Raw genomic sequence first — 26,234 nt, 5'->3', positions numbered from 1 at the left:
GCCTAGCGGGCCGTCCCCGGCCCGGCCAGCGGCAGGAAGCCCACCTTGTCGTAGACGTCGGCCAGCGTGGCGGAGGCGACCTCGCGGGCCTTCTCGGCACCGCGCGCCAGCAGCCGGTCCAGTTCGGCCGGATCGTCCAGCAGTTCCAGGGTGCGGGTGCGGATCGGTTCGATCCGCGCCACCACGGCCTCGGCGACGTCCACCTTCAGGTGCCCGTACATCTTGCCCTCGTAGCCGGCGACCAGGTCCGGGATCGGGGTTTCGGTGAGCGTGGAGAGGATCTCCAGCAGGTTGGTCACGCCGGGCTTGTTCGCGCGGTCGTGCGCGATGACCGTGTCGGTGTCCGTGACGGCCGACTTGATCCGCTTGGTGACGGTCTTGGAGTCGTCCAGGATGTTGATCAGGCCGTTGGGGCTGGAGGCCGACTTCGACATCTTCGAGGTGGGGTTCTGCAGGTCGTAGATGCGGGCCCCCTCCTTCTGGATGAGGGCCTGCGGCACGGTGAACGCCTTGCCGTAGCGGTGGTTGAAGCGCTGGGCCAGGTCGCGGGCCAGCTCCACGTGCTGGCGCTGGTCGTCGCCGACCGGCACGCCGTGGGGCTGGTAGAGCAGGATGTCGGCGGCCATCAGCACCGGGTAGGTGAACAGGCCGACGCTGGCGGCCTCCTGCCCTCCCTTGGCGCTCTTGTCCTTGAACTGGGTCATCCGGGAGGCCTCGCCGAAGCCGGTGATGCAGTTGAGCACCCAGGCGAGCTGGGCGTGCTCGGGCACGTGGGACTGCACGAACAGGGTGGACTTCTCCACGTCGATGCCGCCGGCGATGTACTGGGCAGCGGTCTTGCGGGTGCGCGCCCGGAGTTCGGCCGGGTCCTGCGGGACGGTGATCGCGTGCAGGTCCGGGATGAAGAAGAAGGCGTCGTGCTCGTCCTGCGACTTCACCCAGTTGACGAGGGCCCCCAGGTAGTTGCCCAGGTGCAGGGAGTCCCCGGAGGGCTGCATCCCGGACACCACGCGCTGGCGCGTGCCTTCGGGAACGGCGGCGGTGCCGGACTCCTGCGCAGTGGTCTTGGATGCGGTGCTGGTCTGGGTCATCTGGTCCTTCTAGAACTGGTAGTCGACGACGATCGGGGCGTGGTCGGAGAAGCGCGCGTCGTAGGTCGCCGCGCGGTCGACGACCGCGTTGCCCGCCCGCTGGGCGAGCTCGGGGGTGGCCATGTGGTAGTCGATGCGCCAGCCGGCGTCGTTGTCGAACGCTTGCCCGCGCCAGGACCACCAGGTGTAGGGGCCATCGACGTCCCCGGCCAGTTCGCGGTGGACGTCCTTGAAGCCGATCTCCTCGCCAAAGAAGCGGTCGAAGTAGGCGCGTTCCTCGGGCAGGAAGCCGGCGCGCTTGACGTTGCCCTTCCAGTTCTTGATGTCGCGGGTGGTGTGGCCGACGTTCAGGTCCCCGACCACCAGCGCGTAGTCCTTCTCGACACGGAGCTTGGGCAGGCGCTCGGAGACGACGTCGAGGAACCGGTACTTGTCCACCTGCTTGGGCGTGTCCACCTCGCCCGAGTGCACGTAGGCGCTCGTCACCGACAGGATCTTGCCGCCGTCGACCGCGAAGTCGGCCTCCACCCAGCGGCCCGTGGTGGTGAAGTAGTCGTCGCCGATGTGCTCGCGGACGGCGACCGGTTCGACGCGGGAGGCGATGGCGACCCCGGCGCGGCCCTTGGCCTCGGCCTCGGCGTGCAGCACGTGCCACCCCTCGCCGATCAGCTCGCGCACGATCGCGTCGGGCGCGCGGACCTCCTGCAGGCACAGGACGTCGACGTCCCGGCCGGCCAGCCACGCGTCCATGCCGCGCTTGTAGGCGGCCCGGATTCCGTTCACGTTGACGCTGGCCACGCGCAGCGCACCGGCGTTCTTGGCCCCGTAGTTGTTCATGGCCCCGGTGCCGCCGGCAGCGGCATCCAGGGCAACGGCGATTTCATTCGTTTCCACTGCAGCACTCACCCCATCCACCTTACAGACCTTGGGCTAGTCGATGATCTCGCCGGTCATCGGCTTGGCGCCGCCGGAGGGCTTCATCAGGTCGCGGGCGTTGGAGGCGGTGATCTCGATGGTCTCAAGGGCGCGCGCCACCATCTCGCGGGCCTCGGGCCCCTCCTGCGACAAGTGCTCCTTGATGACCCCGGCCTGGACCTGGACGATCTTGAAGGAGTGGTCCAGCTTCAGGTCGCGGGCGCTGGTGGCCTCGTCAACGACCACCGGCAGGGACGCGTCGCCCCGGGTGGCCATGCCCGCCGTCGCCTGCTGCAGCTGCTTGCCGACGGCCTTGGCGCCGCGGCGCAGGCCGAACACCAGGAATGCGGACAGCAGCAGCCACCCCAGCGAAATGATCACGACGAACCAGCCGATGACATCGTTCTGGTTGGCCGCGAACACCACGGCGACAAGGAACACCGTGACCATAACGGCCAGGGAGAGGGTGCTCGCGGAAAGGGTGAGCGATTTGCCCGAGGCGCTGTTGGACTGCGTGCCGGGAGTGCTGCCGAGAGATTGCATGGATCCATTCTCTCAAACCGCGCGGACTGCCCCGTACCGGTTCAACCGGGGGCGAACAGGGGGCTGTGCGGCAGGCTACCTCGGGTCCGGGTCACCGTGCCGCGTTCACCCGGCCACGGGTCACCAGGCCACCAGGCAGAACGGGTGCTTCTGCGGGTCAAGGTAGACGCGGTGGTTGCGACCGCCGAAGTTCATCGACACCGCGCCGAGCTTGAGGACCTGCTCCTCCGCGAGGTCCAGGTCCTCGACCCGGACGTCCACGTGCGCCTGCGCCGGATGCAGGTGCCCCGGCCATTCCGGGGCCACATAGGGGTCCACGCGCTGGAAGGCGATGGCCGGGCGATCCGGGGCGTCGCCGATCGAAATCCACCCGTCGCCGTCCTGCTGGACCCGCACCATCCCCAGCAACTGCTCGTAGAACGTGGCGAGCTGGTCGGTGTCCTCGCAGTCGATGACCATCGCTTGCCATTTTCCAATCATGGGGGACGCCTCCTGGGACTGGGTTTTCCCACACCCTAGCGCCTACCGGGCTCCCCCGTCTCGCTTCGCTCGCCACCGTCTTGGCCATGCCTCCCGGCTGCCCCGCGCGTTAGCGGAGGAACAGGGCGCGCAGCCGGGCGGTGGTCAGGACCAGCCCCACTGCGGCCATCGCCACGTAGTAGGCCAGGTGACCCAGGGTGGCCGTGCCGACCTGGCCCACGCTCAGCTCACGCAGCAGTTCGACGCCGTGCCAGAGCGGCAGCGCCTGGATGAACCACTGGATCGGCTCGGGGTAGACGGAGAGCGGGTAGAAGGTGGCCGAGAACAGGAACATCGGCAGCAGCGCGAACCCGATCCAGTCCATTTGCTGGAAGCGGGTCATGAAGCTGGTGATGCCCATGCCGATCGCCGCGAAACCGAAGGCGATGAGCACCGAGGCGGGCACCATCAGCAGCGCCCACGGCGAGGTGAGCAGCCCCATGGCAGCCATCACCACGGTGAAGCCGGTGGCGTAGAGGAAGCCGCGCAGCAGCGCCAGGAAGATCTCCCCGATCGCCACGTCCAGCGGTCCCAACGAGGTGTAGAGCATGTTCTGGTAGAGCTTGGCGAAGTTGAGCTTGAAGAACACGTTCCAGGTGGAGTCGTAGACCGCCCCGTTCATCGCCGAAACCGCCAGCAAGGCCGGGGCGATGTAGGCCGCGTAGCTGATCTGCTGGCCGCCGGGGCCGGCCACCTCCCCCACCAGGGCGCCCAGGCCGATGCCCATGGACAGCAGGTACAGCACGGGTTCGAAAAACCCGGAGACCATCACCGTCCAGTTGCTGGTGCGGGTGGCCAGCAGCCCGCGCGCGATGACCGCGCGCGCGTTGCGGGAGTACAGGCCCGCCAACGGGCGCTCGTCGGGCGCAAGGCGCGGGGCGGCGTCGTGCTCCAGGGCCATCTCAGGCCTCCAGCCGTCGGACGTAAACCCGCCGGGCCGCAGCCAGCCCGCCCCCGGCCAGCAGCAGGAGGAAGGCCAGGTGGACCACCGAGAGCCACCACGGCTCCGCCTGCCCGTAGCCCAGCACCCGGGCCAGTTCGGAACCGTGCCAGACCGGCGAGATCCAGCCGATCCACTGCAGGAACCACGGCAGCGTCGACAGCGGGAAGAAGGTCCCGGAGAAGAGGAACAGCGGCATCACCACGAACCGCTGCACCAGAGCGAACTGCCCGCGGTCCTCGCGGATGGAGGCCGAATACGCCATCATCGGCAGTCCGAAGGCCAGGCCGGCCAGCATCGCCACGAGTGAGGACGCCCATCCCCACGCCCCGGTGGCCCCGAAGGCGATCACGATCGCCTGGTAGGCCACGGACTGGGCGAGCAGGCGCACCGCGACGGCCAGCGCGTGGCCCTGGCAGATCTGTTGGGGCGAGATCGGGGACGCCAGCGGCCCGTAGTAGGTGCGCCTCCATTTGAACCCGCTCACCACCGGGTAGCTGAACTCCTCCGAGGCCGCCATCACCGCCGCGGAGACCAGCAGCGCCGGGACGATGAACTGCAGGTAGGTCACCCCGCCGAACGCCTCGGCGCCGGAGTTGGAGTCCACCAGCGAGGCCAGCCCCACCCCCATGGCGAACAGGTACATCAACGGGTTGCCGATCGAGTAGGCGATGATCACCCCCAGATAGCCGCGCATGCCGCGCAGCTTGTGCTCGGCGACGTACCAGGTGCCCCATCGGCGGGCACTGGCCGCGCTGGCCGCCGCGGAGTGCGGCCGCAACGGCGGGGGCGCGGGCCGTTCCGCCCCGGGAACGGCCTCCTGGCGCTCAATCAACGAGGCTCCTCCCGGTCAGCCGGAGGAAGACGTCCTCCAGCGAGGACCTGCGCACCAGCGACGTGACCGGCTGAAGCCCGCGCCCTGCCGCCTGCTCCAGGACCGCCTCGCCGTCGTCCGCGTAGACCAGGATCCGGTCCGGCAGCACCTCGAGGCGTTCGCCGAGCCCGGCGAGCGCGGCCGCCGCGGAGGCGTTGCGGTCGGCGCCGAAGCGCAGTTCCACGACCTCGCGGGTCGAATGCGCGCGGATCAGGTCCGCAGGGCTGCCCTCGGCCATGATCCGGCCCCGGTCCACCACGATCAGCCGGTCGCAGAGCTGCTCGGCCTCGTCCATGTAGTGGGTGGTCAGGACCAGCGTGGTGCCGCGTTCCTTGAGCCGGAAAAGCCGGTCCCACAGCACGTGCCGCGCCTGCGGGTCCAGCCCCGTGGTGGGTTCGTCCAGCAGGAGGATGCCCGGGTCGTTGATCAGCGAGCGGGCGATCGTCAGGCGCCGCTTCATGCCTCCGGAGAGGTCGTCGATGCGGGCCCCGGCCTTGTCCCCCAGCTGGGCGAACTCCAGCAGCTCGGCGGATTTCGGCTTGAGGTAGGACATCGGCAGCCCGAAGTAGCGGCCGTAGACGATCAGGTTGTCGCGAACCCGCAGCTCCTCGTCCAGGTTGTCCTGCTGCGGCACCACGCCCAGGTGCGCGCGGACCTCCGGTCCCTGCCGCTCCGGGTCCAGGCCCATGATCTCCAGGTCCCCGGAGGTGCGCCGGGAGACGCCGCCGAGCATGCGCATGGTGGTGGACTTGCCGGCCCCGTTGGGGCCGAGGAGCCCGAAGGACTCGCCGGCGGAGATCTCGAAGGAGATGCCGTCCACGGCGGCGAAGTCGCCGAAGCGCTTGGTCAGGTCGCGGGCGGAGACCACCGCTTGGGACCCCGGACTGTTAGGCATGTGCTTCACAATAACCCCGGAACGCTCCGGACCCCAGAGGAGCACGACGGCGGAAGGCGGCGCCGGCGCGGTCCTTTCGCCGCAGCGGCCAGAATTCTACGGGCTAGAACTCGACAGCGTCCCGGGAGATCGGGCAGGTCATGCAGTGTCCCCCACCGCGGCCGCGGCCCAGCTCGGCGCCCACGATCTCAATGACCTCCACTCCCTCCTGCCGCAGCAGCGCGTTCGTGTGGGTGTTGCGGTCGTAGGCGAAGACCACGCCCGGCTCGACGGCGACCACGTTGTTGCCGCTGTCCCACTGCTGGCGTTCCCCGGCATACCAGCCGCCGCCGGGCTCGACCCGGCGCAGCGCCAGGCCCAGGGCCCTGCCGACGACGTCGATCCAGTGCTGCCCCTCGTGGTCGACGACGTCCACCTCCCCTGCTTCGCCCGGGCGCAGCTCGAACGGATGGATGCCGTCCACGATGTCCGGGTAGTAGGTCACCAGGTCGCGGTCGGCGAACGTAAACACGGTGTCCAGGTGCATGGCCGCGCGCAGCTTCGGCATCGCGGCGACGAGCACCCGTTCGGCGGCCCCGGCCGCGAACAGCGCCGCGGCGACCTGCGTGATCGCCTGCCGGCTGGTGCGTTCGCTCATGCCGATGAGCACGGCGCCCTTCCCGACCGGCATGACGTCTCCGCCCTCAAGGGTGGCCTGGCCCCAGTCCTGCTCCGGGTCGCCCCACCAGACGGTGCTGCCGGCGAAGTCGGGGTGGAACCCGTAGATCGCCTTCATCAGGAGCGTCTCGTCGTGCCGCGCGGGCCAGTACAGCGGGTTCAGCGTGAGGCCGCCGAAGATCCAGCACGTCGTGTCGCGGGTGTAGAGGGTGTTGGGAAGCGGGGGCATCAGGTACTCGTTCACGCCGGTCGACTCGCGGGCAAGCGCCAGGTAGCCGGACCGGAACTCGGAGGGAAGGTCGCGGGTGGACAGGCCACCGATGAGGAACTCCGCCAGGTCGGCGTCCGGGAGGGATTCCAGGAACGCCCGGGTGTCGGCGACCAGGCCGGCGCCGACCTCGTTCGGCACGATCTTGCGCTCCAGGAGCCACCCTTTCGCGTCGGGCACGGCGAGCGTGCCGGCCAGCAGGTCGTGGAGCTCGACGACCTCCACGCCGCGTCCGCGCAGGTTCGCCACGAACTCGGCGTGGTCCCGCTTTGCGTTGTCCACCCAAAGCACGTCGTCGAAGAGCAGGGCATCGTTGTTGCTGGGGGTGAGCCGCTCGTGGCCCAGGCCCGGGCGGCACACGAGCACCTTGTTGAGCTTTCCGACCTCGGAGTGGACGCCGTACGGCTGGTCAGTGGTCACGTGGGTCTCCTGGCTATTCGTGCGGAGGGTACGGGGGCTCGGCGGGTATCGGCGCGTCGATCGAGACGACGCCGGTGGCCATCAGCACGATGCCGACGACGGCGCCGATGACCACGGCGATGAAGACGGCCAGGCCTGCGGTGGTGAAGATCCGCGACCCGGTCTCCCGGCGGGCCATGATGTAGAGCACCGTTGCCGGGGCGAGCAGCACGCAGGCGAGGAACAGGAAAAGGTACCCGGCCGCCCAGACGAGGAACAGCGTGTAGACCAGCGAAAGGATCGCGACGGTGAGTTCGCGGCTGCGCGTTTGCGGCAGGACGCCGTCGTACCCGTCCCTGGTCACGGCGACCTTCACCGCGTACGCCGACGCCAGCGCGAACGGGGCCAGGGCAAGGGCCGCGGTGAGGTCGAGGGTGAAGTCGAGGGCATTGTCCAGGAACTGCACGGCAAACAGGATGGCGGTGACCAGGATCGAGGTCCACAGCACCGCGTTCTCCGGGGCGCCGTGTGCGTTGGACCTGCTGAAGTAGGTGGGGAGGTCGTTGTCCTTCGCGGCGGCGTAGACGACGTCGGCGGCGAGCAGCTGCCAGGCAAGGTAGGCGCCGAGGACGGAGATGATCAGGCCGACGCGGATGAACGCGCCGCCCCACGGGCCGACCGCCGCCTCCAGGACGCCGCCGACCGAGGGCTGCGGCAGCGCCGCGATCTCCGCCTTGGGGAGGATGCCGTAGGACAGGATCGAGATGCTCGCGAACAGGGCCAGCACCGACAGGAAGCCGAGCACCGTGGCCTTTCCGACGTCGGAGCGCTTCTGGGCGTACCGCGAGTAGACGCTCGCCCCCTCGATTCCGAGGAAGACGAAGACGGTGATGAGCATCGTGCCCTGCACCTGGGCGAACAGCGATTCGCCACCCGAAATGTCGTATCCGCCGCTGAGGTTGGCGACGAACACGTCCCCCTTGAAGAAGAAGATCACGAGCACCAGGAAGAGGAGCAGCGGGATGAGCTTGGCCGCGGTCACGATCGCATTGATCCACGCGGCCCCCTGCACGCCTCTGCGGATCAGCGCGTAGAAGCCCCAGACCGCGGCGGCGGAGAACAGGAACGCCCACCAGGTGTCCCCGTCGCCGAGCACCGGCTCCAGGCCGGGGAACAGCTGGGAGAGGGTGGTCATGATGAGCACCCAGTAGAAGGCGTTGCCAGCGCACGAGGACGCCCAGAAGCCGACCGCCGAGAGGAAGCCGGGGTACACCCCGAATCCCTCCCGGGCGTAGACGTACACGCCGTTGTCGAGCGTGGGCTTGCTGTTGGCGAGGTTCTGGAAGACGAACGCCAGCATGAGCATGCCGGCGCCCGCAATGGCCCAGGCAATGACCGCTCCGTACACTCCGGTCTGGGTCGCGAACCGGGACGGCAGCTGGAAGACCCCGGCGCCGACCATCGAACCGACCACCATCGCGGTGAGCGCGGGCAGGCTGAGCTTGCTCGGTGCGGTTTCGGTTCCGGCAGCCATGGTCCCTCTTCCTACGGATCCATGAAATCACTCAAGGGAAATCACTCAGGAACCGTCGGATCGGCACCTGGATCACGCGAGGCGGACCTATGCCTGGTCCCCGCTGCGGGTCGGCCGCTCGGGTTCATCGTCCGGCCGGTTCGGGTCCTGCACATCCGCTGCGTGCGCACCCCGTTCCCGCACGGTGCCGCCTTCCGTTGCCTGCCCGGCCTCCGGGGATGCCTGCTCCCGTGCTGCCGCTTCTTGGGCCGGCGTGCCGGCGGCGGCTGCGTCCGTAGTGGCTGCGGTAGTCGCGTCCCCCGGCTCCAACTCCTCGGCCTTGCGCTGCTCCTCGGCCATGGTGCCGCGGGCCTCCTGCGCCTCCTGCTGAAGCCGCTGCGACTCCCGGCGCTTGCGCTCGGCTTCCATGTTCGCCTCGTCCAGCTGTAGTGCGGCCTCCTCGGCCTGCAGGCTGGCCCGGCGGGACTCCACATCATGCTGGCGGGCGGCCCGGTCCCGTTCCGCCACCTCCTCCTCCAGCCGGACGGCCTCCTCCCGGTGCTCCTCGGCCTCTTTGGCCTGGCGCTTCCGCTTGGCCGCTCCGGAGGCCTTGGCGATGACCACGGCCAACACAACGACCACAACGATGGCGACGACGATCCAGAAGATCTGCATGGTGTCCATGGTTCGCGAACCTCGTTCCCGGTGGTGGGTGGCTCCGCCGGCAGGACCGGTGGAGGCTGTTTGCACAGGACCCGCTACTGTACCCAGCCTCTTTGTACCACTACAGGCCCGCCATGCACAGGGATAGGACTCGCACATGGATGGACCGCGAGGCCGGGCAGGGCCGGGGCGAGCGCGGCCCCGCCCGAACGCGCCACGGCGCCCCGCCGGAAAACCGGTGGGGCGCCGTGGCGTGGATGGTGCTGCGTGGTTGGTGCGGTGTTTCCTGCGTGGCTAGCGCTACGCGGCTCCCACGTCTCGCTTCGCTCGCCGCGGGGCCCTCGCCGCCTAGCTGGCGCCGGCGCCCTGGAGTTCCTCCGCCTGGCGTTCGGCGGCCTCGACCACGTTGGCCAGCAGCATGGCGCGGGTCATCGGCCCCACGCCGCCCGGGTTCGGGGACAGCCAGCCGGCAACGTCGGCGGCGGCCGGGTCGACGTCGCCCGTCACCACGGCCTTGCCGCTGCCGTCGTCGACGCGGGAGACGCCCACGTCCAGCACGATCGCGCCGGGCTTGAGGTCCTCGGCCTTGATCATGTGCGGCACGCCGGCGGCGGCGATGACGACGTCGGCCCGGCGCAGCTCCGCGGCCAGGTCCGCGGTCCCGGTGTGGGCCAGGACCACGGTCGCGTTGACGTCGCGGCGGGTCAGCAGCAGCCCGATGGGACGGCCGATGGTCACGCCGCGGCCGACCACGACGACGCGCTTGCCGTTGAGGTCGATTCCGTGGCGCTCCATCAGCACGACGCAGCCCTTCGGGGTGCACGGCAGCGGGGAGGACATGGGGCGGTTGACGTTGGCGACCAGCCGGCCCAGGTTCATCGGGTGCAGGCCGTCGGCATCCTTGGCCGGGTCCATGGCCTCGAGGATCACGTCCTGGTCGATGTGCTTGGGCAGCGGCAACTGGACGATGTACCCGGTGCATTCCGGGTTGGCGTTCAGCTCGGCAATGACACCCAGCAGCTCCTCCTGCGTGGTGCTCTCCGGCAGGTCGCGGCGGATGGACTGGATGCCGACCTCGGCGCAGTCCTTGTGCTTGCCGCCGACGTACCACTGGGATCCCGGATCCTCGCCGACCAGGACGGTGCCCAGGCCGGGGACGATGCCCTTGGCCTTCAGTGCGGCGACGCGTCCGGTGAGTTCGGTCTTGATCGCGGCGGCAGTGGCCTTGCCGTCAAGAATCCGTGCGGTCATCTGGCCTACCACTGCTCCAGTCCGGGGTAGAGCGGGAAGGCCGCGGCCAGCTTGTCGACGCGGGCCTTGAGGGCCTGGACGTCGGTGGCGGCGCCGTCCTTCAGGGCGGTGGCGATGATCTCGGAGACCTCGGTGAACTCGTCGGCGCCGAAGCCGCGGGTCGCCAGCGCCGGGGTGCCGATGCGCAGGCCGGAGGTGACCATCGGCGGGCGCGGGTCGAACGGCACGGAGTTACGGTTCACGGTGATGCCGATCTCGTGCAGCAGGTCTTCGGCCTGCTTGCCTTCCAGCTGCGAGTTGCGCAGGTCGACGAGGACCAGGTGCACGTCGGTGCCGCCGGTGAGGACGGACACTCCGGCATCCACGACGTCGGAGGAGGTCAGGCGCTCGGCGAGGATCCGCGCACCCTCGAGGGTGCGCTCCTGGCGCTCCTTGAACTCCTCGGAGGCGGCGATCTTGAAGGCCACGGCCTTGCCGGCGACAGCGTGCATAAGCGGACCGCCCTGCTGGCCCGGGAAGACGTTGGAGTTGATCTTCTTCGCCATCTCCGCCTCGTTGGAGAGGATGATGCCCGAGCGCGGACCGGCGAGGGTCTTGTGCACGGTGGAGGTGACGACGTCGGAGTAAGGAACCGGGTTCGGGTGCAGTCCGGCTGCCACCAGGCCGGCGAAGTGCGCCATGTCGGTCCAGAACAGCGCGCCGACCTCGTCCGCGATGGAGCGGAACGCGGCGAAGTCCAGCTGGCGCGGGTAGGCCGACCAGCCGGCGACGATCACCTGGGGGCGTTCGCGCAGCGCCTGCTCGCGCAGCTTGTCCATGTCGACGCGGAACGTGTCGGCCTCGACCTCGTAGGCGGCAACCGCGTAGAGCTTGCCGGAGAAGTTCAGCTTCATGCCGTGGGTCAGGTGTCCGCCGTGGGCCAGCGAGAGGCCGAGCATCTTGTCGCCGGGCTTGATCATCGCCGCCAGCGCGGCGGCGTTGGCCGAAGCGCCGGAGTGCGGCTGGACGTTGGCGAACTTGGCCCCGAAGAGGGACTTGACGCGGTCGATCGCGAGGTTCTCGGCGACGTCGACGAACTCGCAGCCGCCGTAGTAGCGGCGGCCCGGGTAGCCCTCGGCGTACTTGTTGGTCAGGACGGAGCCCTGGGCCTCGAGGACGGAGCGCGGCGCGAAGTTCTCCGAGGCGATCATCTCAAGGGTGTTGCGCTGGCGGCCAAGCTCGTCGGTCAGGACGGCGGCGATTTCCGGATCGACCTCGGCGAGGGACTGGTTGGTCACGGTGTTCTCACTGCTCACGTGTGTAATCTCCTGGGGGCGGAATCGTGGTACGAAGCGGGCTGGGTCAGGTTTTCGGCACGCAGCCGAAACATGCTCCACGGGCCCAGGCGCGCGGTCCGTGGTCGACGCTCGTGCCGCTCCCCGGTGGTCATCCACCCAACGCCAGTCGCGACGGGTTCCATGCTAACGGAGAAGCCCCCCAGCCGCGGAAACGTGAACCGTCCCGCCGGCGGGAGTGCGGCGGAATACGGGAGAACCGCGCAATGTTTCCCTAGTAATTGATGATTCAATCATCCACGCCGGGCCCGGAACGGATCGGCAGGAGGAGGAAGCGTGCGCACCAACGAGGTCCCGGCCAACCGGGTCCAGGCAAACGAGGCCCCCACCCACGAGACGCCGGCGCGGGTCGCCGTCGTGGTGATCGGCGCCGGGCAGGCGGGGCTGAGCGCGGCGTACCATCTGGCCCGGCAGGGGATGCGTCCCTGGGACGACTTCGTGGTGCTGGACGCAAACGCCGGCCCGGGCGGCGCCTGGCGCCACCGCTGGGACGCGCTCACGTTCGACGCGGCCCATGCCCTGCACGACCTCCCCGGCCTGCCCCTCGGCGCCCCGGACCCGCAGGAGCCCAGTTCCGCCGTCGTCGCCCGGTACTACGGAGCCTACGAGGCACGGTACGGGCTCCCGGTGGAACGCCCCGTGCGCGTCGCGTCAGTGTCCCGGTACCCGGAGCACGACGGCGGCTCACTGCTGGTGCGCGCGACCGACGGCCGCGCGTGGGCCGCGGACGCGGTGGTCAACGCGACCGGCACGTGGGACCGCCCCTACTGGCCCTACTATCCCGGCCGGGAAACATTCAGGGGACGCCAGCTGCACACCCACGACTTCCGCTCCGCGGAAGAGTTCCGCGGCCAGCGGGTGCTGGTGGTGGGCGCCGGCACCTCGGCGGTGCAGTTCCTGCTGCAGCTGGACGCCGCCGGCGCGCGCACCGCATGGTCCACCCGGCGCGCACCGGAGTGGACGGACCGGCCGTTCGACCCCGCCTGGGGCGCCGCGGTGGAACGGCGGGTCAACGGGCGCACCCAGGCCGGGCTGCCGCCGCTGAGCGTCTCCGCGGTCACCGGGTTGCCGCTGACCCCGGACTACCGGGCGGGCATCGCTTCCGGCGTCCTGGCCTCCCGCGGTCCGCTGCGGAAACTGACGGCCACCGGCGCGGTGTTCGCGGACGGCTCGGCCGAGGAGTTGGACGCCGTGCTGTGGGCCACGGGCTTCCGGGCCTCGCTGGACCATCTGGCCCCGTTGAGGCTGCGCGAGCCCGGAGGAGGAATCCGCATGGGGTCCGACGGCGTGTCCGTCCCGCGGGAGCCGGCGCTGTTCCTCGTCGGCTACGGGGCCTCGGCGTCAACCCTCGGAGCCACCCGCGCCGGCAGGGCCGCGGCCCGGGCGGCGCTGCAGCGGCTCCCCAGTAGAATCTCGGGGTGACCAGCACACAGAACCTCATCGTGACCCTCTCCTGCGCCGACCGCCCCGGAATCGTGCACGCCGTCTCCGGCGCCCTGCTGCAGGCCGGATGCAACATCACCGAGTCCCAGCAGTTCGAGAGCCCCGAAAGCGGGACGTTCTTCATGCGGATCGCGGTGTCGACGCAGGCTGGCGAAACCGCGCTGAACGCGTCGCTGGCTCCGGTGTCGCGGGAGTTCGGGATGACCCTGGGCGTGTACGCGGAGGAGCGCCCGCTGCGCACCCTGGTCATGTGCTCCAAGGAGGGGCACGCGCTCAATGCCCTGTTGTTCCAGCAGCGCACCGGAACGCTGCCGATCGAGGTTCCGGCGATCGTTTCCAACCACCTGGACCTGAAGCCGATGGCCGACTTCTACGGGGTTCCGTTCGTGCACATCCCGGTCACCCCGGCCACCAAGGCCGATGCCGAGGCCCGACTGCTGGAACTCGTGGCCGAGCACGAGATCGAACTGGTGGTGCTGGCCCGCTACATGCAGATCCTCTCCGACGACCTCTGCCGGGCGCTGCAGGGGCGCGCGATCAACATCCACCACTCATTCCTGCCCTCCTTCAAGGGCGCCAAGCCGTACCACCAGGCCTATGCGCGCGGCGTGAAGCTGATCGGCGCCACCGCCCACTACGTCACCGCCGACCTGGACGAGGGCCCGATCATCGAGCAGGAAGTCATCCGGGTCAACCATGCGCGCACGGCCGAACAGTTCGTGGCCATGGGCCGCGACGTCGAGGCCCGCACCCTGGTGCATGCGGTGCAGTGGCACGCCGAGCGCCGCGTCCTGCTGGATGGCCACCGCACGGTTGTCTTCAACTGACGTGCCCCCGGCCGGGGCCGGCTGAGGCATAAGACCGCTTCGCTCGCCCCGCTACGGCCGGCGGCCCCGGCTGGAACACCCTGCCGGAAAATGGGGTACCCGCAGATGAAATGCGTCATTTTGCGCCATCGGATGCACAAATTCGTCCATAGCCCTATGTGCCCGGGATCACATGTGATAACCATGGGAACAGCGCCGAATTTCGTCCGGCGCCCCGGACCGCGGGCGCGGGCCGGGTATCCGCCCACGCACCGAAGGACCTTACTTGGCCACCATTGTGAATGATGCGCTGACCGAATCCCTCCGGACAGGACGTTCCCTGCCCCTGACCGCCTCGGAATGGCTTGCCCGTGCCGAGGATGTTTCCGCCCTGCTGACCGCGCGAGCGGCGGATCGCGACCGCGACGGCCTGTCGCCCGAGTTCAAGGTGCGCCTCCTGAAGGAGTCCGGGCTGACCATCATGCTGGGCCCGGCCTCCGCCGGGGGCGGCGGACAGACCTGGGCCACCGCCCTGCGTGCGATCCGCGCCGTCTCCGCCGGCTGCGCCGCGGTGGGCGAACTGCTGGGGTGCCACCTGCTTTGGGCCTGGTCGGTGCGGGTGGGCGGGAGCGGGGAACAGATCCGCGAACTCGAGGAGCTCTACACCCGCAACAACCTGTTCTTCGGCGCCGCGACGGACCCCGGCGAAGGATCGGTGCGGGTCATCGAACGCGATGGGCGCCTGTACTTCAACGGCCACAAGTCCTTCGCCTCCGGAGCTCCCGTGTCCGACCTGCTGGTGATCGAGGGCCGGGAAGCCGACGGCGGCCATGTGTTCGCGATCGTCCCGACCCGCCAGGACGGCATCACCTTCCACGCCCCCGAGGATGCGCCCGATCCCCAGTCACTGCCGCGCGGCACCGCCGTGCTGACCGACGTCGAAGCGGGCTGGGACCGCGCCGCCCGCTATGCGGCGGACGCCACCCCCAAGACGCTGGCGGTCCCCTTGGCCCAGCAGATCTTTGCGGAAATCTACGTCGGCATCGCCGAGGGCGCGCTGCGCACCGCCCTGGAATGCGCCCGCCCGCAGGCGGCGGACGGCGGGGACCGGGCCCGCGAGACCGGAACGCAGGGCTATGCGCTGGAAACCTTCGGGGACCTGCAATCCAAGCTGTGGGCGGCCCAGGCCCTGACCGACGCCGTGGACGCGCGGCTCTCCGCGCTGTTGCACGGAGACCGGGGCGCCCTGACCGCGCAGGACCGCGGGGAAATCGCGGTGCGGGTCTCCGCCGCCAAGCAGAGCGCCGCCGCCGCCGCCCTGGAGATCGTGGACCGGGTGTTCGAGGTGTCGGGGAGCCCCGCGACGTCCAACAAGCTGGGGTTGGACGTCTTCTGGCGCAACGCCCACCGCCACAAGCTGCACGACCCCGCCGCCCACAAGCGGCGCGAGGTCGGCGAATACGCCCTGCTGGGCCGCTTGCCCGTATCCGGCTGGGAACTCTAGCGGGGGACGACCCCATGCCTACCGGCGCCCGCGGCCTCCGGCTGCGGGCGCCTGCCCTTGCCCGGGGCTAGGATCCTGCCATGAGCCACATCATCACCATTGACGGCGCGACCCCGCAGGTCGCCGACGACGCCTTCATCGCACCGACCGCCGCCCTGTCCGGCGACGTCGGGATGGCGCCGGGATCGAGCGCGTTCTACGGCGTCTCCGTCCGCGGGGACTCCGCCCCCATCCGCATCGGCGCCAACAGCAACCTGCAGGACAACGTCGTGGTCCACGCCGACCGCGGGATCCCCTGCACCGTCGGCTCCGGCGTTTCCGTGGGCCATTCGGCCGTTATCCACAGCTGCACCATCGGCGACAACACCCTGGTGGGCATGAGCGCGACCATCATGAACCGCGCAGTCATCGGCGCTGAGTCGCTGGTGGCAGCGGGAGCTCTGGTCCTTGAGGGGACGGTCGTGCCGCCGCGGTCCCTGGTCGCCGGCGCACCCGCGAAGGTGCGGCGCGAACTGACCGACGAAGAGGTGGAATCGCTCCGCCGCAACGCCGAAACCTACCTGGTCCTCGCCGCCAAGCACCGCGCCGCAAACGCCTGACCCTTCCGGAGCCCCGGGCCGGAAACCTTAACCAAGCAGAGGCCCCCGCCGCGCTGGCGCGTCCCTTGATCTTCGATCAGGGACGTGCCGGCCCAGCGGGGGCCTCTGCCGCACCGTACCCTCCGGTCCGTCCTCCGGAAGGCGCCTGCGGTCAACCCACAATCACGATATTAGTCGACGCTTTACCAATTCTGTCAATAGGTGCTCCGAAAACCACGCGGTCCCGAAGACGCGGGTTTGCCCCACGCCCATTGCCGCACCCCTGCCCCGATGGCAGGCTGTGCGCATGACCGGATCCAGCCCCCGCCCGCCGCTCACCTCCGCTGCGACGTCCGCCCCGCCCTTCATCCCGGTCCCCCCGTGCGCCGCCGAGGGCGCCCCCTCCCCCGTGCGGGCCACCGGGCGGACGCTGCGCTGGGGCATCGTTTCCACAGGCACCGTCGCCGAACTGGTGGCCCACGACCTGCTGATGCTCGAGGATGCGCAACTGGTGGCGGTAAGCTCGCGCGACGCCGCCCGGGCCGCCGGGTTCGCCGGCCGCTACGGAGCCCCGCGGTCCTACGGAGACAACGGCGGGGTGCCTGGCCACGGGCACCTCTTCGCCGATCCGGACATCGAGGTCGTGTACATCGCCACCCCGCACGGACAGCACTACGAGGTGGCGCGGGCGGCCTTGGAAGCGGGCAAGCACGTGCTCTGCGAAAAGTCGCTGACCATCAATGCCGCCGAATCCACGGAACTGGTGCAACTGGCCCGGACGCGCGGGCTGTTCCTCATGGAGGCCGTCTGGACCCGTTTCCTGCCGGGCATCCACCGGGCACTGTCCGTCGTCGGATCGGGAGAGCTGGGCGAGGTGGCCTGGCTGCACGCGGACCTCGGGTTCCCCGCCGACCAGGACCCGCGGTGGCGGCTGTGGGATCCCGCCGCCGGGGGCGGGGCCCTGCTGGACCTGGCCGTCTACCCGCTCACCTGGGCGGTCGGGGTCCTGGGTTTCCCCCAGTCGGCGCAGGCTTCGGGATGGCTGAACCACGACGGCGTGGACCCGCAGGAGGCCGTCACCCTGACCTATCCCGGCGGGCGGCAGGCGCAGCTGATGATGAGCCTGGTCGGTTCCTGCCCGCGCAACGCAACGGTGTCCTGCACGGGCGGCTGGCTGCGCACGGGCGATCCGCTGCACAATCCACCCCTGCTGGAGATCCACCCGGTCGGCGGGGAGGACCGCGTCGAGCGGTTCGAGCCGGTGGGACACAACTACACCTACGAACTGCGCGAAACCACCCGATGCATCCAGGAGGGCCTGCAGCAGAGCCCGACCATGTCCTGGGACCACACACTGGCGACGATGCGCCTCTTCGACGGCCTGCGTGCCCAGTTGGGCCTCAAGTACCCCAACGACCACCACCACTGATCCCCGGGGACGGCTCTTGGCGGGATGGCCGCGGCGCAGGCTCATTGGATGCCGTGCGGGCCCTTCAGGGAACGCAACGCATTGAGGATCGCGACCAGGTCCACGACCTCCTGGCTAAGGGCCCCCAACACGGCCGGCAGGGCTCCGAACACCGCCACCAGCATCAATGCCACGGACAGGGCGATGCCCAGCTAAATGCTCTCCAGCGCGACCCGGACGGTCCGTTGCCCGATCTCCACGGCCAAGGCCGCCTTGGAGATGTCGTCGGTCATGATGACGACGTCAGCGCTTTCGCTCGCCGCCGTGGCCCCCTTCGCGCCCATCGCCACGCCGACGTCGGCTGCCGCAAGCACTGGCGCATCGTTGACGCCGTCTCCGACCATCATCACGGGCCCGGCGGCGTGGGCGATCTCGCGGACCTTGTCCTGCGGCAGCAGGTCGGCGCGGACCTCCGTAAGGCCCACCCTCCGGGCAATGTGGTTGGCGGTGCCGGCCGCATCGCCGGTGAGCATGAGCCGGCGGGTGACGCCTAGGCGGTCCAGCCTCGCGAGCGTCGGCGCCGCGTCCTCGCGGAGAACGTCACTCATCACCAGCACCCCGGCAAACTCGCCGCTCACGGCGAGGTAGACCGCCATCTCCCCCTCCCCGAGCGGGTACTCCGCCATCCCGCGGCAGTGCTGCCCGATCCAGCGGCGCTTGCCGACCCTCACGTCCAGCCGCGTCGATGGCGGATCCGCCCCCGGCGGCCCGGAAGCCGTCCCGGCCGGCAAGCCGACCAGCACGGTGGCGGGGTCGAACACCGCATGCACCCCGTTGGTGGCCTCCTCGCTGGCCACCGAGGCCGGGACCAGGCCCAGCCCGCGAGCGGCCGCCGCACGCATGACTGAAGCGGCCACCACGTGCGAGGAGTACTGCTCTGCGGAAGCGGCAAGCCGCAGCAGGGCGTCGGCGTCGAACCGGTCGGCGATACCGGGCGCCACCCGAACCTCGATCAGCTGCGGGGTTCCGTGGGTGAGCGTCCCGGTCTTGTCGAACGCGGCGGTCCGCACCCGGGCGAGCCGTTCCAGCGTTCCGCCGTTCTTGACGATGATGCCCCGCTTGGCCGCCCGGCTCATGCCGCCCATGAACGCGACCGGGGCCGCGATCAGCAGCGGGCACGGCGTGGCGACCACCAGCACCTCGGCGAAGCGTGCCGGATCGCCGGAGATCCACCAGCCCAGCCCTCCCAGCAGGTAGGCGAAGAGCGTGAAAGGCACGGCGTAGCGGTCCGCCAGCCGCACCACGGGGGCGCGGGAAGCCGCCGCTTCACGGACCAGCGCGACGATGCGCGCATACTGCGAGTCGGCGGCAGCGGCGGTGGCCCGGATCCGCACGGCAACGTTTCCGTTGAGGACGCCGGACACGACCGGATCGCCGGCCCAGTGGGCCACCGGCAGTGGTTCGCCGGTGAGGGAAGACTCGTCAAAGTCGGCGGCTTCGCTCAGAAGGATGCCGTCGACGGCGAGGACCTCGGACGGACGCAGGAGCACCTCGTCGCCGACCGCCACGTCCCCGACCGGCACCTCGGCGAGGGACCCGTCCGGACGGCACAGGTGGGCGGTACCCGGAACCCGGTCCAGCAGGGCGCTGAGTTCACGCGTGGCGCGGCGTTCGGCGAAGTCCTCCAGCGCGCCGCCGCCGGTGAGCATTAGGCAGATGATCAGCGAGGCCCCGTACTCCCCCACGGCCACTGTGGCGACGATCGCAGTGACGGCGAGGATGTCGATCCCCCAGTGGCCGTGTAGCACGTCCCGGACCATGCCCACGGAAACCTTTGCGGCCACTGCCAGCGAATACACGGACCCCATCCATCGCGCCACCGGCTCCTGCCCCGCCAGCAGCAGCACCGCGACGGCCAGGCCCACCGCTAGTGTGGCCGTCACCAGCGGGTACCGCTGCAGGAAGCGCAGGATCCTCACGCTCCATCATCGACCGGCGCGCCGGGCTGCCGCCACCAAGGGCAGGCCGGGGCAGCGCTTTGCCGTGTTTCGACAAAGCTCGCTGAAATCGGACCCGCTTCGCCAAAGGTTGCTGCTGGCTTTGGCGCCCAAACACGGCACCAACCTTTGGCGAAACGGGATGCTAGGGCAGCACGTGCCGCAGCGCGTCCTCAAGCCTCCGGTGGCGGAACGCGTAGCCGGAGGCCTCCAGCTTGGAGGAAGAGACGCGCTGGCTGGAGAACGCCAGGTCCGCCGCGCCCTCGTGGCCGAGCAGCAAGCGCGGTCCGGCCGCGGGGACCGGAACGGCGGCGGGCCGGTGCAGCACCCTGCCCAGCGTCCGCGCATACACGGACCCGGGCACCGGCTCCGGGCCCACGAGGTTGACGGGGCCTTCCAGGGCACCTCCCTCCGCCGCCGGGCTACCCTCCGCAGAGCTTCCCAGCACCGCATGGGCGTAGGCGCCCACGGTGTCGTCCAGCGAAATCCAGCTTTGCCACGGATCCTCCCCGGTGCCGGGGACGCGCAACGGCCCGCCCACTCCGGCCGTGTACAGCGGCAGGATTTGGGCAAGGATGCCGCCGGCCGAGCTCTGGACCAGGCCGGTCCGCATGCGGACCGTCCGCGCCCCCGCCCGCGCGGCGGGCGCCGTCGCAGCCTCCCAAGCGCTGCAGACCGCGGCCAGGAAGTCGTTCCCGGCCGGGGCGTCCTCGCGCAGCGGTTCCGGAGCGGGACCCCGGTGCGGGTGCGCACCGTAGTAGCCGATTCCCGAGGCTGAGACGAAGGTGCGCACCGAACCGTCCCCGGCCAGCCGGGCAGCGGTGCGGGCCAGCAGATCGGTCCCGGAGAGGCGGCTGCGCAGGATGTCCTCCTTCACCGCGGGCGTGAAGCGCCTGCCGATGCGACTTCCGGCCAGGTTGACCACGGCGTCGCAGGCGAGGAGGTCCTCCGGGTCCAGGGTTCCCGTGGCGGGGTCCCAAAAGACCTCGTCCGGGGCCGCCGGAGCGCGGCGGACCAGCGGGAGCACCCGGTGGCCGCCGCCTTCGAGCAGCGCCCGCAGTTGGGTGCCGATCATGCCGGAGGCTCCGGAGATCGCGATGGTCAGCGGGCGCCCCGCCGGCGGTTGTCCGGGGTGGGTGGCGTGGAACGCGAGATCGGCAGCCAACTGATCGGAGCGGTAGTCGAAGATGCGGCGCAGGCTGGAGGCGAACAGCCGGGCCGCCGACTCGGCGGTGGAACCGGGAAAGAGCCGTTCGGCGGGGACGCCGTAGTCGATGGTGTCGCGCATGAGGGTGCCTCCGGGCGCGTCCTCGAAGGAGTGCGTGTGCACCCAGTGCCCTAGCGGCCCGCGGACCATCTCGTCGCGGAAAAGCCGGTCCTTCTCATAGGCGGTGTGCCGGGCGGTCCAGGCCAGTTGGGGGCGCGGTGTCGACGGCACCAGGGGGGCGAGCGCCGCGGCCGCGGCGGACAGCCCCGTGCCGAGGACCCCCGGGGCGCCGATGGCGATCACCGCCGTCGAGCCGACCCGGATGCCGTCGCTGGGAGCCGAGAGGACCCGCCCGGAGAAGGGCGGGGTCAGCCGGTGCAGCGCGCCGGGCCGTTCGAACCATGCGAAGACCTCCTCGCGCGGATGGGGCAGGAAAGTCTCGTGCTCAAAGACGGCCATGTGCCCATTCTGCCGCAGGCCCCCTGCTCCGCACACCGGCCGGCCGCTCCCCGCGCCGCGGGAAGGGCTCCGCGGTGCTTAAGTGCGCGGGCGGCGCACCGGAGGATTCCGGTGCGCCGCCCGCTGTTCGAACGTGCCGTGCTAAGCGCGGGGCAGCAGGGTCCCCTCTCGTGGCGACGAAGTCGACACGAGAGGGCCGTCCCCCGCCAGCGCGGGGCAGCCGGGCCCCTGCGTGGCGACGAAGTCGACACGAGAGGGCCGTCCCCCGCCAGCGCGGGGCAGCCGGGCCCCTGCGTGGCGACGAAGTCGACACGAGAGGGCCTGCCCCGCGCGGTTAGGCCAGGGTGGCCAGGACCTTGTTCAGCGTCTCCGAGGGGCGCATGACCGCGGACGCCAGGTCGGCGTTCGGGTGGTAGTAGCCCTCGATCTCGGCCGGGGAACCCTGCACGGCGGCCAGCTCGCCGACGATGGCCTCCTCGTTGGAGGTCAGCCCGGCGGCGACGTCCGCGAAGGCTGCCGCCAGCTCGGCGTCTTCGGTCTGCTTGGCCAGTTCCTGGGCCCAGTAGGTGGCCAGGTAGAAGTGGCTGCCGCGGTTGTCGATCTCCCCGACCTTGCGGCTGGGGGACTTGTTCTCCAGCAGGAAGGTGCCGGTGGCGCGGTCCAGCGTGTCGGCCAGGACCTGGGCGCGGGCGTTGCCCGTGGTCGCGGCCAGGTGCTCGAAGCTCGCCGCCAGGGCCAGGAACTCGCCCAGGGAGTCCCAGCGCAGGTGGTTCTCGGAGAGCAGCTGCTGGACGTGCTTCGGGGCCGAGCCGCCGGCGCCGGTCTCGAAGAGGCCGCCGCCGTTGAGCAGGGGCACGATCGAGAGCATCTTGGCGGAGGTGCCCAGCTCGAGGATCGGGAACAGGTCGGTGAGGTAGTCACGCAGCACGTTGCCGGTGACGGAGATGGTGTCCTCTCCGCGGCGGATGCGCTCGATGGTGAAGGCGGTGGCCTTCTCCGGGGACATGATCTCGATCTGCAGGCCCTCGGTGTCGTGGTCCTTCAGGTACTCGGTGACCTTGGCGATGAGGTTGGCGTCGTGCGCGCGGGTTTCGTCCAGCCAGAAGACGGCCGGGGTCTGGGAGGCGCGGGCGCGGGTGACGGCCAGCTTGACCCAGTCGCGCACTGCCACGTCCTTGGTCTGGCAGGCGCGCCAGATGTCGCCCGGGGCGACCTCGTGCTCGATCAGCACGGCGCCGGCGGCGTCGACGACCTGGACGGTGCCGGCGGACTGCAGCTCGAAGGTCTTGTCGTGGGATCCGTACTCCTCCGCGGCCTGGGCCATCAGGCCCACGTTCGGGACGGTGCCCATGGTGGTCGGGTCGAAGGCGCCGTTGGCACGGCAGTCGTCGAGGACCACCTGGTAGATGCCGGCGTAGGAGCTGTCCGGCAGGACCGCCAGGGTGTCGGCGGCCTTGCCGTCCGGGCCCCACATCTGGCCGGAGGTGCGGATCATGGCCGGCATCGAGGCGTCGACGATGATGTCGGAGGGCACGTGCAGGCCGGTGATGCCCTTGTCGGAGTCGACCATGGCCAGCGCCGGGCCTTCTTCGAGGCCCTTCTTGATCAGGGCCTCGACGCCCTCGCGGACGTCGGCGGGCAGCTCGGCCAGGCCGTTGAGGATGGAGGCCAGGCCGTTGTTCGGGGACAGGCCGGCGGCGGCCAGCTGCTCGCCGTAGGCGGAGAACAGCTCGGCAAAGTAGGCCTTGACGACGTGGCCGAAGATGATCGGGTCGGAGACCTTCATCATGGTGGCCTTCAGGTGGGCGGAGAAGAGCACGCCCTCTTCCTTGGCGCGGGCCACGGAGGCGGCCAGGAACTCGTCCAGCGCGGCGGCGCGCAGCACGGTGCCGTCGATGACCTCGCCGGCCAGGACCGGGAAGGCCTTCTTCAGTTCGGTGACGGTGCCGTCCTCGGCCACCAGCTGGATCTTCAGCGTGGTGTCGGCCGGGATCACAACGGACTTCTCGTTGGACCGGAAGTCGTTGACGCCCATGGTGGCGACGTTGGTCTTGGAGTCGGCGCTCCAGGCACCCATGGTGTGCGGGTTCTTGCGCGCGTAGTTCTTCACCGACAGCGGGGCGCGACGGTCCGAGTTGCCCTCACGCAGGACCGGGTTCACGGCGGAGCCCTTGATCTTGTCGTAGCGGGACCGGATGCTGGTTTCCTCGTCGGAGGCGGGGTTGTCCGGGTAGTCCGGGAGGGCGTAGCCCTGGCCCTGGAGCTCGGCGATGGCGGCCTTCAGCTGCGGGATGGAAGCGCTGATGTTCGGCAGCTTGATGATGTTGGCTTCCGGCTTCTTGGCCAGTTCGCCCAGCTCGGCGAGGGCGTCGCCGATGCGCTGCTCCGCGGTCAGGTACTCGCCGAAGGCGGCGATGATGCGCCCGGCCAGGGAGATGTCGCGGGTTTCCACTTCCACACCCGCCGTGGAGGCGAACGCCTCAACGATCGGCAGGAAGGAGTACGTTGCCAGCATGGGCGCTTCGTCTGTGTGGGTATAGATGATCTTGGCCATTGGTGAGGCGTCTCCCTGCAAGGTCTACGGATTATCCGGAAATCTGATCTGATCTGATCTGATCTCAACGACCCCAATTTACCCGAGGTGGCGCCCTCGCCGCCCTTCGGGTGCCGGAGGGTTCCGGTCCACGGACCGTTTCCGCGCTTAACATCCGTCCACCAGGCGCCCGTCCGGACACGTCAGCCGCGCGGATTCGCGCCCAATTTGGGGCCGGCCGGGGGCCGTAACATTGCGACCGAGCAGGGGCATGGAAGACCGGCACGGAAGGCAGCGCAGCAGGGCACGACGGCGGCGAGGCGCCCGCCGCCGTCGTCGTGCGGCTCAGTCGCGAGGGCCGGGGTCCGTGCCAGCGTCAGAGCCGGCACTGGGGGCGCCCGCGTCGCGGGGGCCGGCGTCGTTCCCGTCCAGGCGGGAGCGGCGGGTGGCGCGTCCGTGGGCGGTCAGCAGCCGGTACACCCAGCCCAGGAAGACCAGCACCACCAAACCCACGCCCACCAGCACCCCGGGGGTGGGGCCGGAGGCCGGCTCGGCATCCGCCGCAAGGGACGCCGCGGCCAGGGGCACGGCGGAAAGGGCTGCTGCGTAAGTGATCATGCTGTCCTCGCTGGTTCGGCGGCACCGGTCCCGGACTCCGGGGACCCGTGCCGGGTGTTGCCGCAAAGGGGGTGGCCCGGCCCCAAGGGGACCGGGCCACCCGGGCACTGTTCTTCCAGTGCACTGCCTTCCGGTGCGCCGGCTCCTAGTGGAAGAAGTGGCGGGCGCCGGTGAAGTACATCGTGATGCCGGCCTCGTTGGCTGCCTGCACCACTTCCTCATCGCGGACGGATCCGCCCGGCTGGACGACGGCCTTGACGCCGGCGTCGATGAGGATCTGCAGGCCGTCGGCGAACGGGAAGAACGCGTCGGAGGCTGCCACTGCGCCGCGGGCGCGCTCCGGCGCGCCGGCGCCCTCGACGTTGGCGGCCCCGCCGGCCGAATCCGCGCCGGACTCGACGGCCACGCCCAGGGTGTTGGCCCGCTCCACGGCCAGGCGGCAGGAGTCCAGGCGGTTGACCTGGCCCATGCCGATGCCCACGGCGGCCCCGCCGGCAGCCAGCAGGATCGCGTTGGACTTCGCGGCGCGCACGGCACGCCAGGCGAAGGCCAGGTCCGCGAGCGTGGCTTCGTCCGCGGCAGCGCCGGCGGCGAGGGTCCAGTTGGCCGGGTCGTCGCCGGCGGCGTCGATCGCGTCGGAGGACTGCAGCAGCATGCCGCCGGAGACCTGCTTGTACTCGACGGTGTCGCGGGCGAAGCCTTCCGGCAGGGCCAGCAGGCGGATGTTCTTCTTCTTGGAGAGGATCTCCACGGCCTCGGGCTCGAAGCCCGGCGCGACGACGACCTCGGTGAAGATGTCCTTGACGGTGTTGGCCATGCCGGCGGTGACGGTGCGGTTGGCGGCGATGACGCCGCCGAACGCGGACACCGGATCGGTGCCGTGGGCCTTGGCGTGGGCATCCGCGATCGGGTCCGCGGCGTCGGCGGAGGCCACCGCGACGCCGCACGGGTTGGCGTGCTTGACGACGGCGACGGCCGGCTCGGCGAAGTCGAAGGCGGCGCGCACGGCGGCGTCGGCGTCCACGTAGTTGTTGAAGCTCATGGCCTTGCCGTGCAGCTGCTCGGCCTGGGCGATGCCCGGCTCCGCGCCGACCTCGGCGTAGAGGGCGGCGGGCTGGTGCGGGTTCTCGCCGTAGCGCAGGGACTCGGAGCGTTCCAGGGCCACGCCGGCGTACGGCGGGAAGGCCGGGACCTCGCCGGCGTCGGCATCGTCGCCGAACTGCGCGGCGGTCCACTTGGCGACGGCGGTGTCATAGGCGGCGGTGTGCGCGAACGCCAGGGAGGCAAGGCGGCGGCGCGTCTTCAGGTCGAAGCCCCCGGCCTGGGCGGCCTCGATGACGTCGCCGTACTTGGCCGGATCCACCACGATCGCCACCGACGGGTGGTTCTTGGCAGCGGCGCGGACCATGGAGGGGCCGCCGATGTCGATCTGCTCGACGACTTCGTCCTGGGTGGCCCCGGACTTCACGGTCTGCACGAACGGGTACAGGTTCACGACCACCAGGTCGAACGGCTCGATGTCCATCTCGGCCAGCTGCCGGACGTGCTCCGGCAGGCGGCGGTCGGCCAGGATGCCCGCGTGCACGCGCGGGTGCAGGGTCTTGACGCGCCCGTCCAGGCACTCCTGGAAGCCGGTGACCTCGGAGACCTCGGTGACCGGGACCCCTGCCGCTGCGATGCGGGAGGCGGTGGAGCCGGTGGAGACGATGGCGACGCCGGCGTCGTTCAGCCCACGGGCCAGGTCCTCCAAACCGGTCTTGTCGTAGACGGAAATGAGGGCCCGGCGGATCGGGACGCGGTCAAGAACGGTATGGCTCAC

23 protein-coding genes and 1 riboswitch are annotated in these 26,234 nt (G+C 70.3%); of the genes, 5 read left to right on the top strand and 18 right to left on the bottom strand.

The annotated features are described in order from the left end of the window. Window positions 1–2: 2 nt before the first annotated feature. The 12 genes from trpS to glyA form a co-directional block, all read right to left on the bottom strand. Window positions 3–1,091 carry a tryptophan--tRNA ligase gene (gene trpS / locus ABD912_RS22050; protein ID WP_345154381.1) on the bottom strand — a complete coding sequence of 363 codons (1,089 nt, stop codon included), beginning with the start codon at window positions 1,089–1,091 and terminating at the stop codon, window positions 3–5. Window positions 1,092–1,100: 9 nt separating this feature from the next. Further along, on the bottom strand, window positions 1,101–1,928 hold the full coding sequence (locus ABD912_RS22045) for an exodeoxyribonuclease III (protein ID WP_345154461.1): 828 nt from the start codon (window positions 1,926–1,928) through the stop codon (window positions 1,101–1,103). Window positions 1,929–2,021: 93 nt separating this feature from the next. Then, window positions 2,022–2,549: a hypothetical protein gene (locus ABD912_RS22040; RefSeq protein ID WP_345154379.1), complete on the bottom strand. Its 528-nt coding sequence runs from the start codon at window positions 2,547–2,549 to the stop codon at window positions 2,022–2,024. 120 nt (window positions 2,550–2,669) lie between these two features. Further along, window positions 2,670–3,029: a VOC family protein gene (locus ABD912_RS22035; RefSeq protein WP_345154378.1), complete on the bottom strand. Its 360-nt coding sequence runs from the start codon at window positions 3,027–3,029 to the stop codon at window positions 2,670–2,672. Window positions 3,030–3,138: 109 nt separating this feature from the next. Next, the gene (locus tag ABD912_RS22030) at window positions 3,139–3,969 is read right to left on the bottom strand and encodes an ABC transporter permease (RefSeq protein WP_345154377.1); all 831 of its coding nucleotides are present in this window, start codon (window positions 3,967–3,969) and stop codon (window positions 3,139–3,141) included. A gap of 1 nt (window position 3,970) precedes the next feature. Beyond that, the gene (locus ABD912_RS22025; RefSeq protein ID WP_345154376.1) at window positions 3,971–4,843 is read right to left on the bottom strand and encodes an ABC transporter permease; all 873 of its coding nucleotides are present in this window, start codon (window positions 4,841–4,843) and stop codon (window positions 3,971–3,973) included. Next, window positions 4,836–5,777, bottom strand: coding sequence for an ABC transporter ATP-binding protein (locus tag ABD912_RS22020; RefSeq protein WP_345154374.1), 942 nt, complete (start codon window positions 5,775–5,777; stop codon window positions 4,836–4,838). The genes ABD912_RS22025 and ABD912_RS22020 overlap by 8 nt, the downstream gene beginning before the upstream one ends. Window positions 5,778–5,880: 103 nt before the next feature. Then, complete coding sequence (locus ABD912_RS22015) at window positions 5,881–7,122, bottom strand: arginine deiminase (RefSeq protein WP_345154372.1); 1,242 nt, start codon at window positions 7,120–7,122, stop codon at window positions 5,881–5,883. Window positions 7,123–7,135: 13 nt separating this feature from the next. After that, the gene (locus tag ABD912_RS22010; RefSeq protein WP_345154371.1) at window positions 7,136–8,635 is read right to left on the bottom strand and encodes a basic amino acid/polyamine antiporter; all 1,500 of its coding nucleotides are present in this window, start codon (window positions 8,633–8,635) and stop codon (window positions 7,136–7,138) included. Window positions 8,636–8,722: 87 nt separating this feature from the next. Further along, window positions 8,723–9,298, bottom strand: a complete 576-nt coding sequence (locus ABD912_RS22005) for a hypothetical protein (protein WP_345154369.1) — start codon at window positions 9,296–9,298, stop codon at window positions 8,723–8,725. A gap of 327 nt (window positions 9,299–9,625) precedes the next feature. Beyond that, window positions 9,626–10,528, bottom strand: coding sequence for a bifunctional methylenetetrahydrofolate dehydrogenase/methenyltetrahydrofolate cyclohydrolase (locus tag ABD912_RS22000; RefSeq protein ID WP_345154368.1), 903 nt, complete (start codon window positions 10,526–10,528; stop codon window positions 9,626–9,628). Window positions 10,529–10,533: 5 nt separating this feature from the next. Beyond that, the gene (glyA, locus tag ABD912_RS21995) at window positions 10,534–11,823 is read right to left on the bottom strand and encodes a serine hydroxymethyltransferase (RefSeq protein ID WP_425548125.1); all 1,290 of its coding nucleotides are present in this window, start codon (window positions 11,821–11,823) and stop codon (window positions 10,534–10,536) included. A gap of 76 nt (window positions 11,824–11,899) precedes the next feature. Then, a riboswitch (ZMP/ZTP riboswitch) is annotated at window positions 11,900–11,985 on the bottom strand. Window positions 11,986–12,219: 234 nt separating this feature from the next. Between glyA and ABD912_RS21990 the strand changes: the two genes are divergently transcribed. The 5 genes from ABD912_RS21990 to ABD912_RS21970 all read left to right on the top strand — a co-directional run bounded on the left by ABD912_RS21990 (window position 12,220) and on the right by ABD912_RS21970 (window position 17,622). Further along, window positions 12,220–13,284, top strand: a complete 1,065-nt coding sequence (locus ABD912_RS21990) for an NAD(P)-binding domain-containing protein (protein WP_345154457.1) — start codon at window positions 12,220–12,222, stop codon at window positions 13,282–13,284. Beyond that, the gene (gene purU, locus ABD912_RS21985; RefSeq protein WP_345154367.1) at window positions 13,281–14,132 is read left to right on the top strand and encodes a formyltetrahydrofolate deformylase; all 852 of its coding nucleotides are present in this window, start codon (window positions 13,281–13,283) and stop codon (window positions 14,130–14,132) included. Before ABD912_RS21990 ends, purU begins: the two co-directional genes overlap by 4 nt. A 265-nt stretch (window positions 14,133–14,397) precedes the next feature. Then, window positions 14,398–15,615 (top strand): acyl-CoA dehydrogenase family protein, encoded by a 1,218-nt coding sequence (locus ABD912_RS21980; RefSeq protein WP_345154364.1) that lies wholly within the window; start codon window positions 14,398–14,400, stop codon window positions 15,613–15,615. 80 nt (window positions 15,616–15,695) lie between these two features. Next, window positions 15,696–16,214: a gamma carbonic anhydrase family protein gene (locus ABD912_RS21975; RefSeq protein ID WP_345154363.1), complete on the top strand. Its 519-nt coding sequence runs from the start codon at window positions 15,696–15,698 to the stop codon at window positions 16,212–16,214. Window positions 16,215–16,500: 286 nt separating this feature from the next. Next, on the top strand, window positions 16,501–17,622 hold the full coding sequence (locus ABD912_RS21970; protein WP_345154361.1) for a Gfo/Idh/MocA family protein: 1,122 nt from the start codon (window positions 16,501–16,503) through the stop codon (window positions 17,620–17,622). A gap of 41 nt (window positions 17,623–17,663) precedes the next feature. Here the strand turns inward: ABD912_RS21970 and ABD912_RS21965 are convergent, their stop codons facing one another. The 6 genes from ABD912_RS21965 to purH all read right to left on the bottom strand — a co-directional run bounded on the left by ABD912_RS21965 (window position 17,664) and on the right by purH (window position 26,234). After that, window positions 17,664–17,795 (bottom strand): hypothetical protein, encoded by a 132-nt coding sequence (locus tag ABD912_RS21965; protein ID WP_345154358.1) that lies wholly within the window; start codon window positions 17,793–17,795, stop codon window positions 17,664–17,666. A gap of 18 nt (window positions 17,796–17,813) precedes the next feature. Continuing rightward, the gene (locus ABD912_RS21960; protein WP_345154355.1) at window positions 17,814–19,580 is read right to left on the bottom strand and encodes a heavy metal translocating P-type ATPase; all 1,767 of its coding nucleotides are present in this window, start codon (window positions 19,578–19,580) and stop codon (window positions 17,814–17,816) included. A gap of 163 nt (window positions 19,581–19,743) precedes the next feature. After that, a complete protein-coding gene (locus ABD912_RS21955; protein WP_345154352.1) occupies window positions 19,744–21,264 on the bottom strand; it encodes a TIGR01777 family oxidoreductase in 1,521 nt (506 codons plus the stop codon). A 334-nt stretch (window positions 21,265–21,598) separates the two neighbouring features. Next, window positions 21,599–23,818 carry an NADP-dependent isocitrate dehydrogenase gene (locus tag ABD912_RS21950; protein ID WP_345154349.1) on the bottom strand — a complete coding sequence of 740 codons (2,220 nt, stop codon included), beginning with the start codon at window positions 23,816–23,818 and terminating at the stop codon, window positions 21,599–21,601. Window positions 23,819–24,142: 324 nt separating this feature from the next. After that, window positions 24,143–24,415 (bottom strand): hypothetical protein, encoded by a 273-nt coding sequence (locus ABD912_RS21945; RefSeq protein ID WP_345154348.1) that lies wholly within the window; start codon window positions 24,413–24,415, stop codon window positions 24,143–24,145. A gap of 145 nt (window positions 24,416–24,560) precedes the next feature. Beyond that, window positions 24,561–26,234 (bottom strand): bifunctional phosphoribosylaminoimidazolecarboxamide formyltransferase/IMP cyclohydrolase, encoded by a 1,674-nt coding sequence (gene purH, locus ABD912_RS21940; RefSeq protein ID WP_345154347.1) that lies wholly within the window; start codon window positions 26,232–26,234, stop codon window positions 24,561–24,563.

The sequence above is a fragment of the Arthrobacter ginkgonis genome (assembly GCF_039540195.1).
GTDB classification, from domain to species: Bacteria; Actinomycetota; Actinomycetes; order Actinomycetales; family Micrococcaceae; genus Zafaria; species Zafaria ginkgonis.
The sequence above is the reverse complement of the archived record's forward strand: the minus strand, read 5'-3'. Positions and strand labels throughout refer to the sequence as shown.

Bases quoted from the DNA above. Each gene is read 5' to 3' on its own strand.
- ABD912_RS22000 (WP_345154368.1), bottom strand. From the start codon at position 10,528: ATGACCGCACGGATTCTTGACGGCAAGGCCACTGCCGCCGCGATCAAG.
- ABD912_RS22010 (WP_345154371.1), bottom strand. From the start codon at position 8,635: ATGGCTGCCGGAACCGAAACCGCACCGAGCAAGCTCAGCCTGCCCGCG.
- ABD912_RS22005 (WP_345154369.1), bottom strand. From the start codon at position 9,298: ATGGACACCATGCAGATCTTCTGGATCGTCGTCGCCATCGTTGTGGTC.
- ABD912_RS21945 (WP_345154348.1), bottom strand. From the start codon at position 24,415: ATGATCACTTACGCAGCAGCCCTTTCCGCCGTGCCCCTGGCCGCGGCG.
- ABD912_RS21970 (WP_345154361.1), top strand. From the start codon at position 16,501: ATGACCGGATCCAGCCCCCGCCCGCCGCTCACCTCCGCTGCGACGTCC.
- ABD912_RS21950 (WP_345154349.1), bottom strand. From the start codon at position 23,818: ATGGCCAAGATCATCTATACCCACACAGACGAAGCGCCCATGCTGGCA.
- ABD912_RS22030 (WP_345154377.1), bottom strand. From the start codon at position 3,969: ATGGCCCTGGAGCACGACGCCGCCCCGCGCCTTGCGCCCGACGAGCGC.
- ABD912_RS22035 (WP_345154378.1), bottom strand. From the start codon at position 3,029: ATGATTGGAAAATGGCAAGCGATGGTCATCGACTGCGAGGACACCGAC.
- ABD912_RS22045 (WP_345154461.1), bottom strand. From the start codon at position 1,928: ATGAACAACTACGGGGCCAAGAACGCCGGTGCGCTGCGCGTGGCCAGC.
- ABD912_RS21975 (WP_345154363.1), top strand. From the start codon at position 15,696: ATGAGCCACATCATCACCATTGACGGCGCGACCCCGCAGGTCGCCGAC.
- ABD912_RS22020 (WP_345154374.1), bottom strand. From the start codon at position 5,777: ATGCCTAACAGTCCGGGGTCCCAAGCGGTGGTCTCCGCCCGCGACCTG.
- trpS (WP_345154381.1), bottom strand. From the start codon at position 1,091: ATGACCCAGACCAGCACCGCATCCAAGACCACTGCGCAGGAGTCCGGC.
- ABD912_RS22040 (WP_345154379.1), bottom strand. From the start codon at position 2,549: ATGCAATCTCTCGGCAGCACTCCCGGCACGCAGTCCAACAGCGCCTCG.
- ABD912_RS21955 (WP_345154352.1), bottom strand. From the start codon at position 21,264: ATGGCCGTCTTTGAGCACGAGACTTTCCTGCCCCATCCGCGCGAGGAG.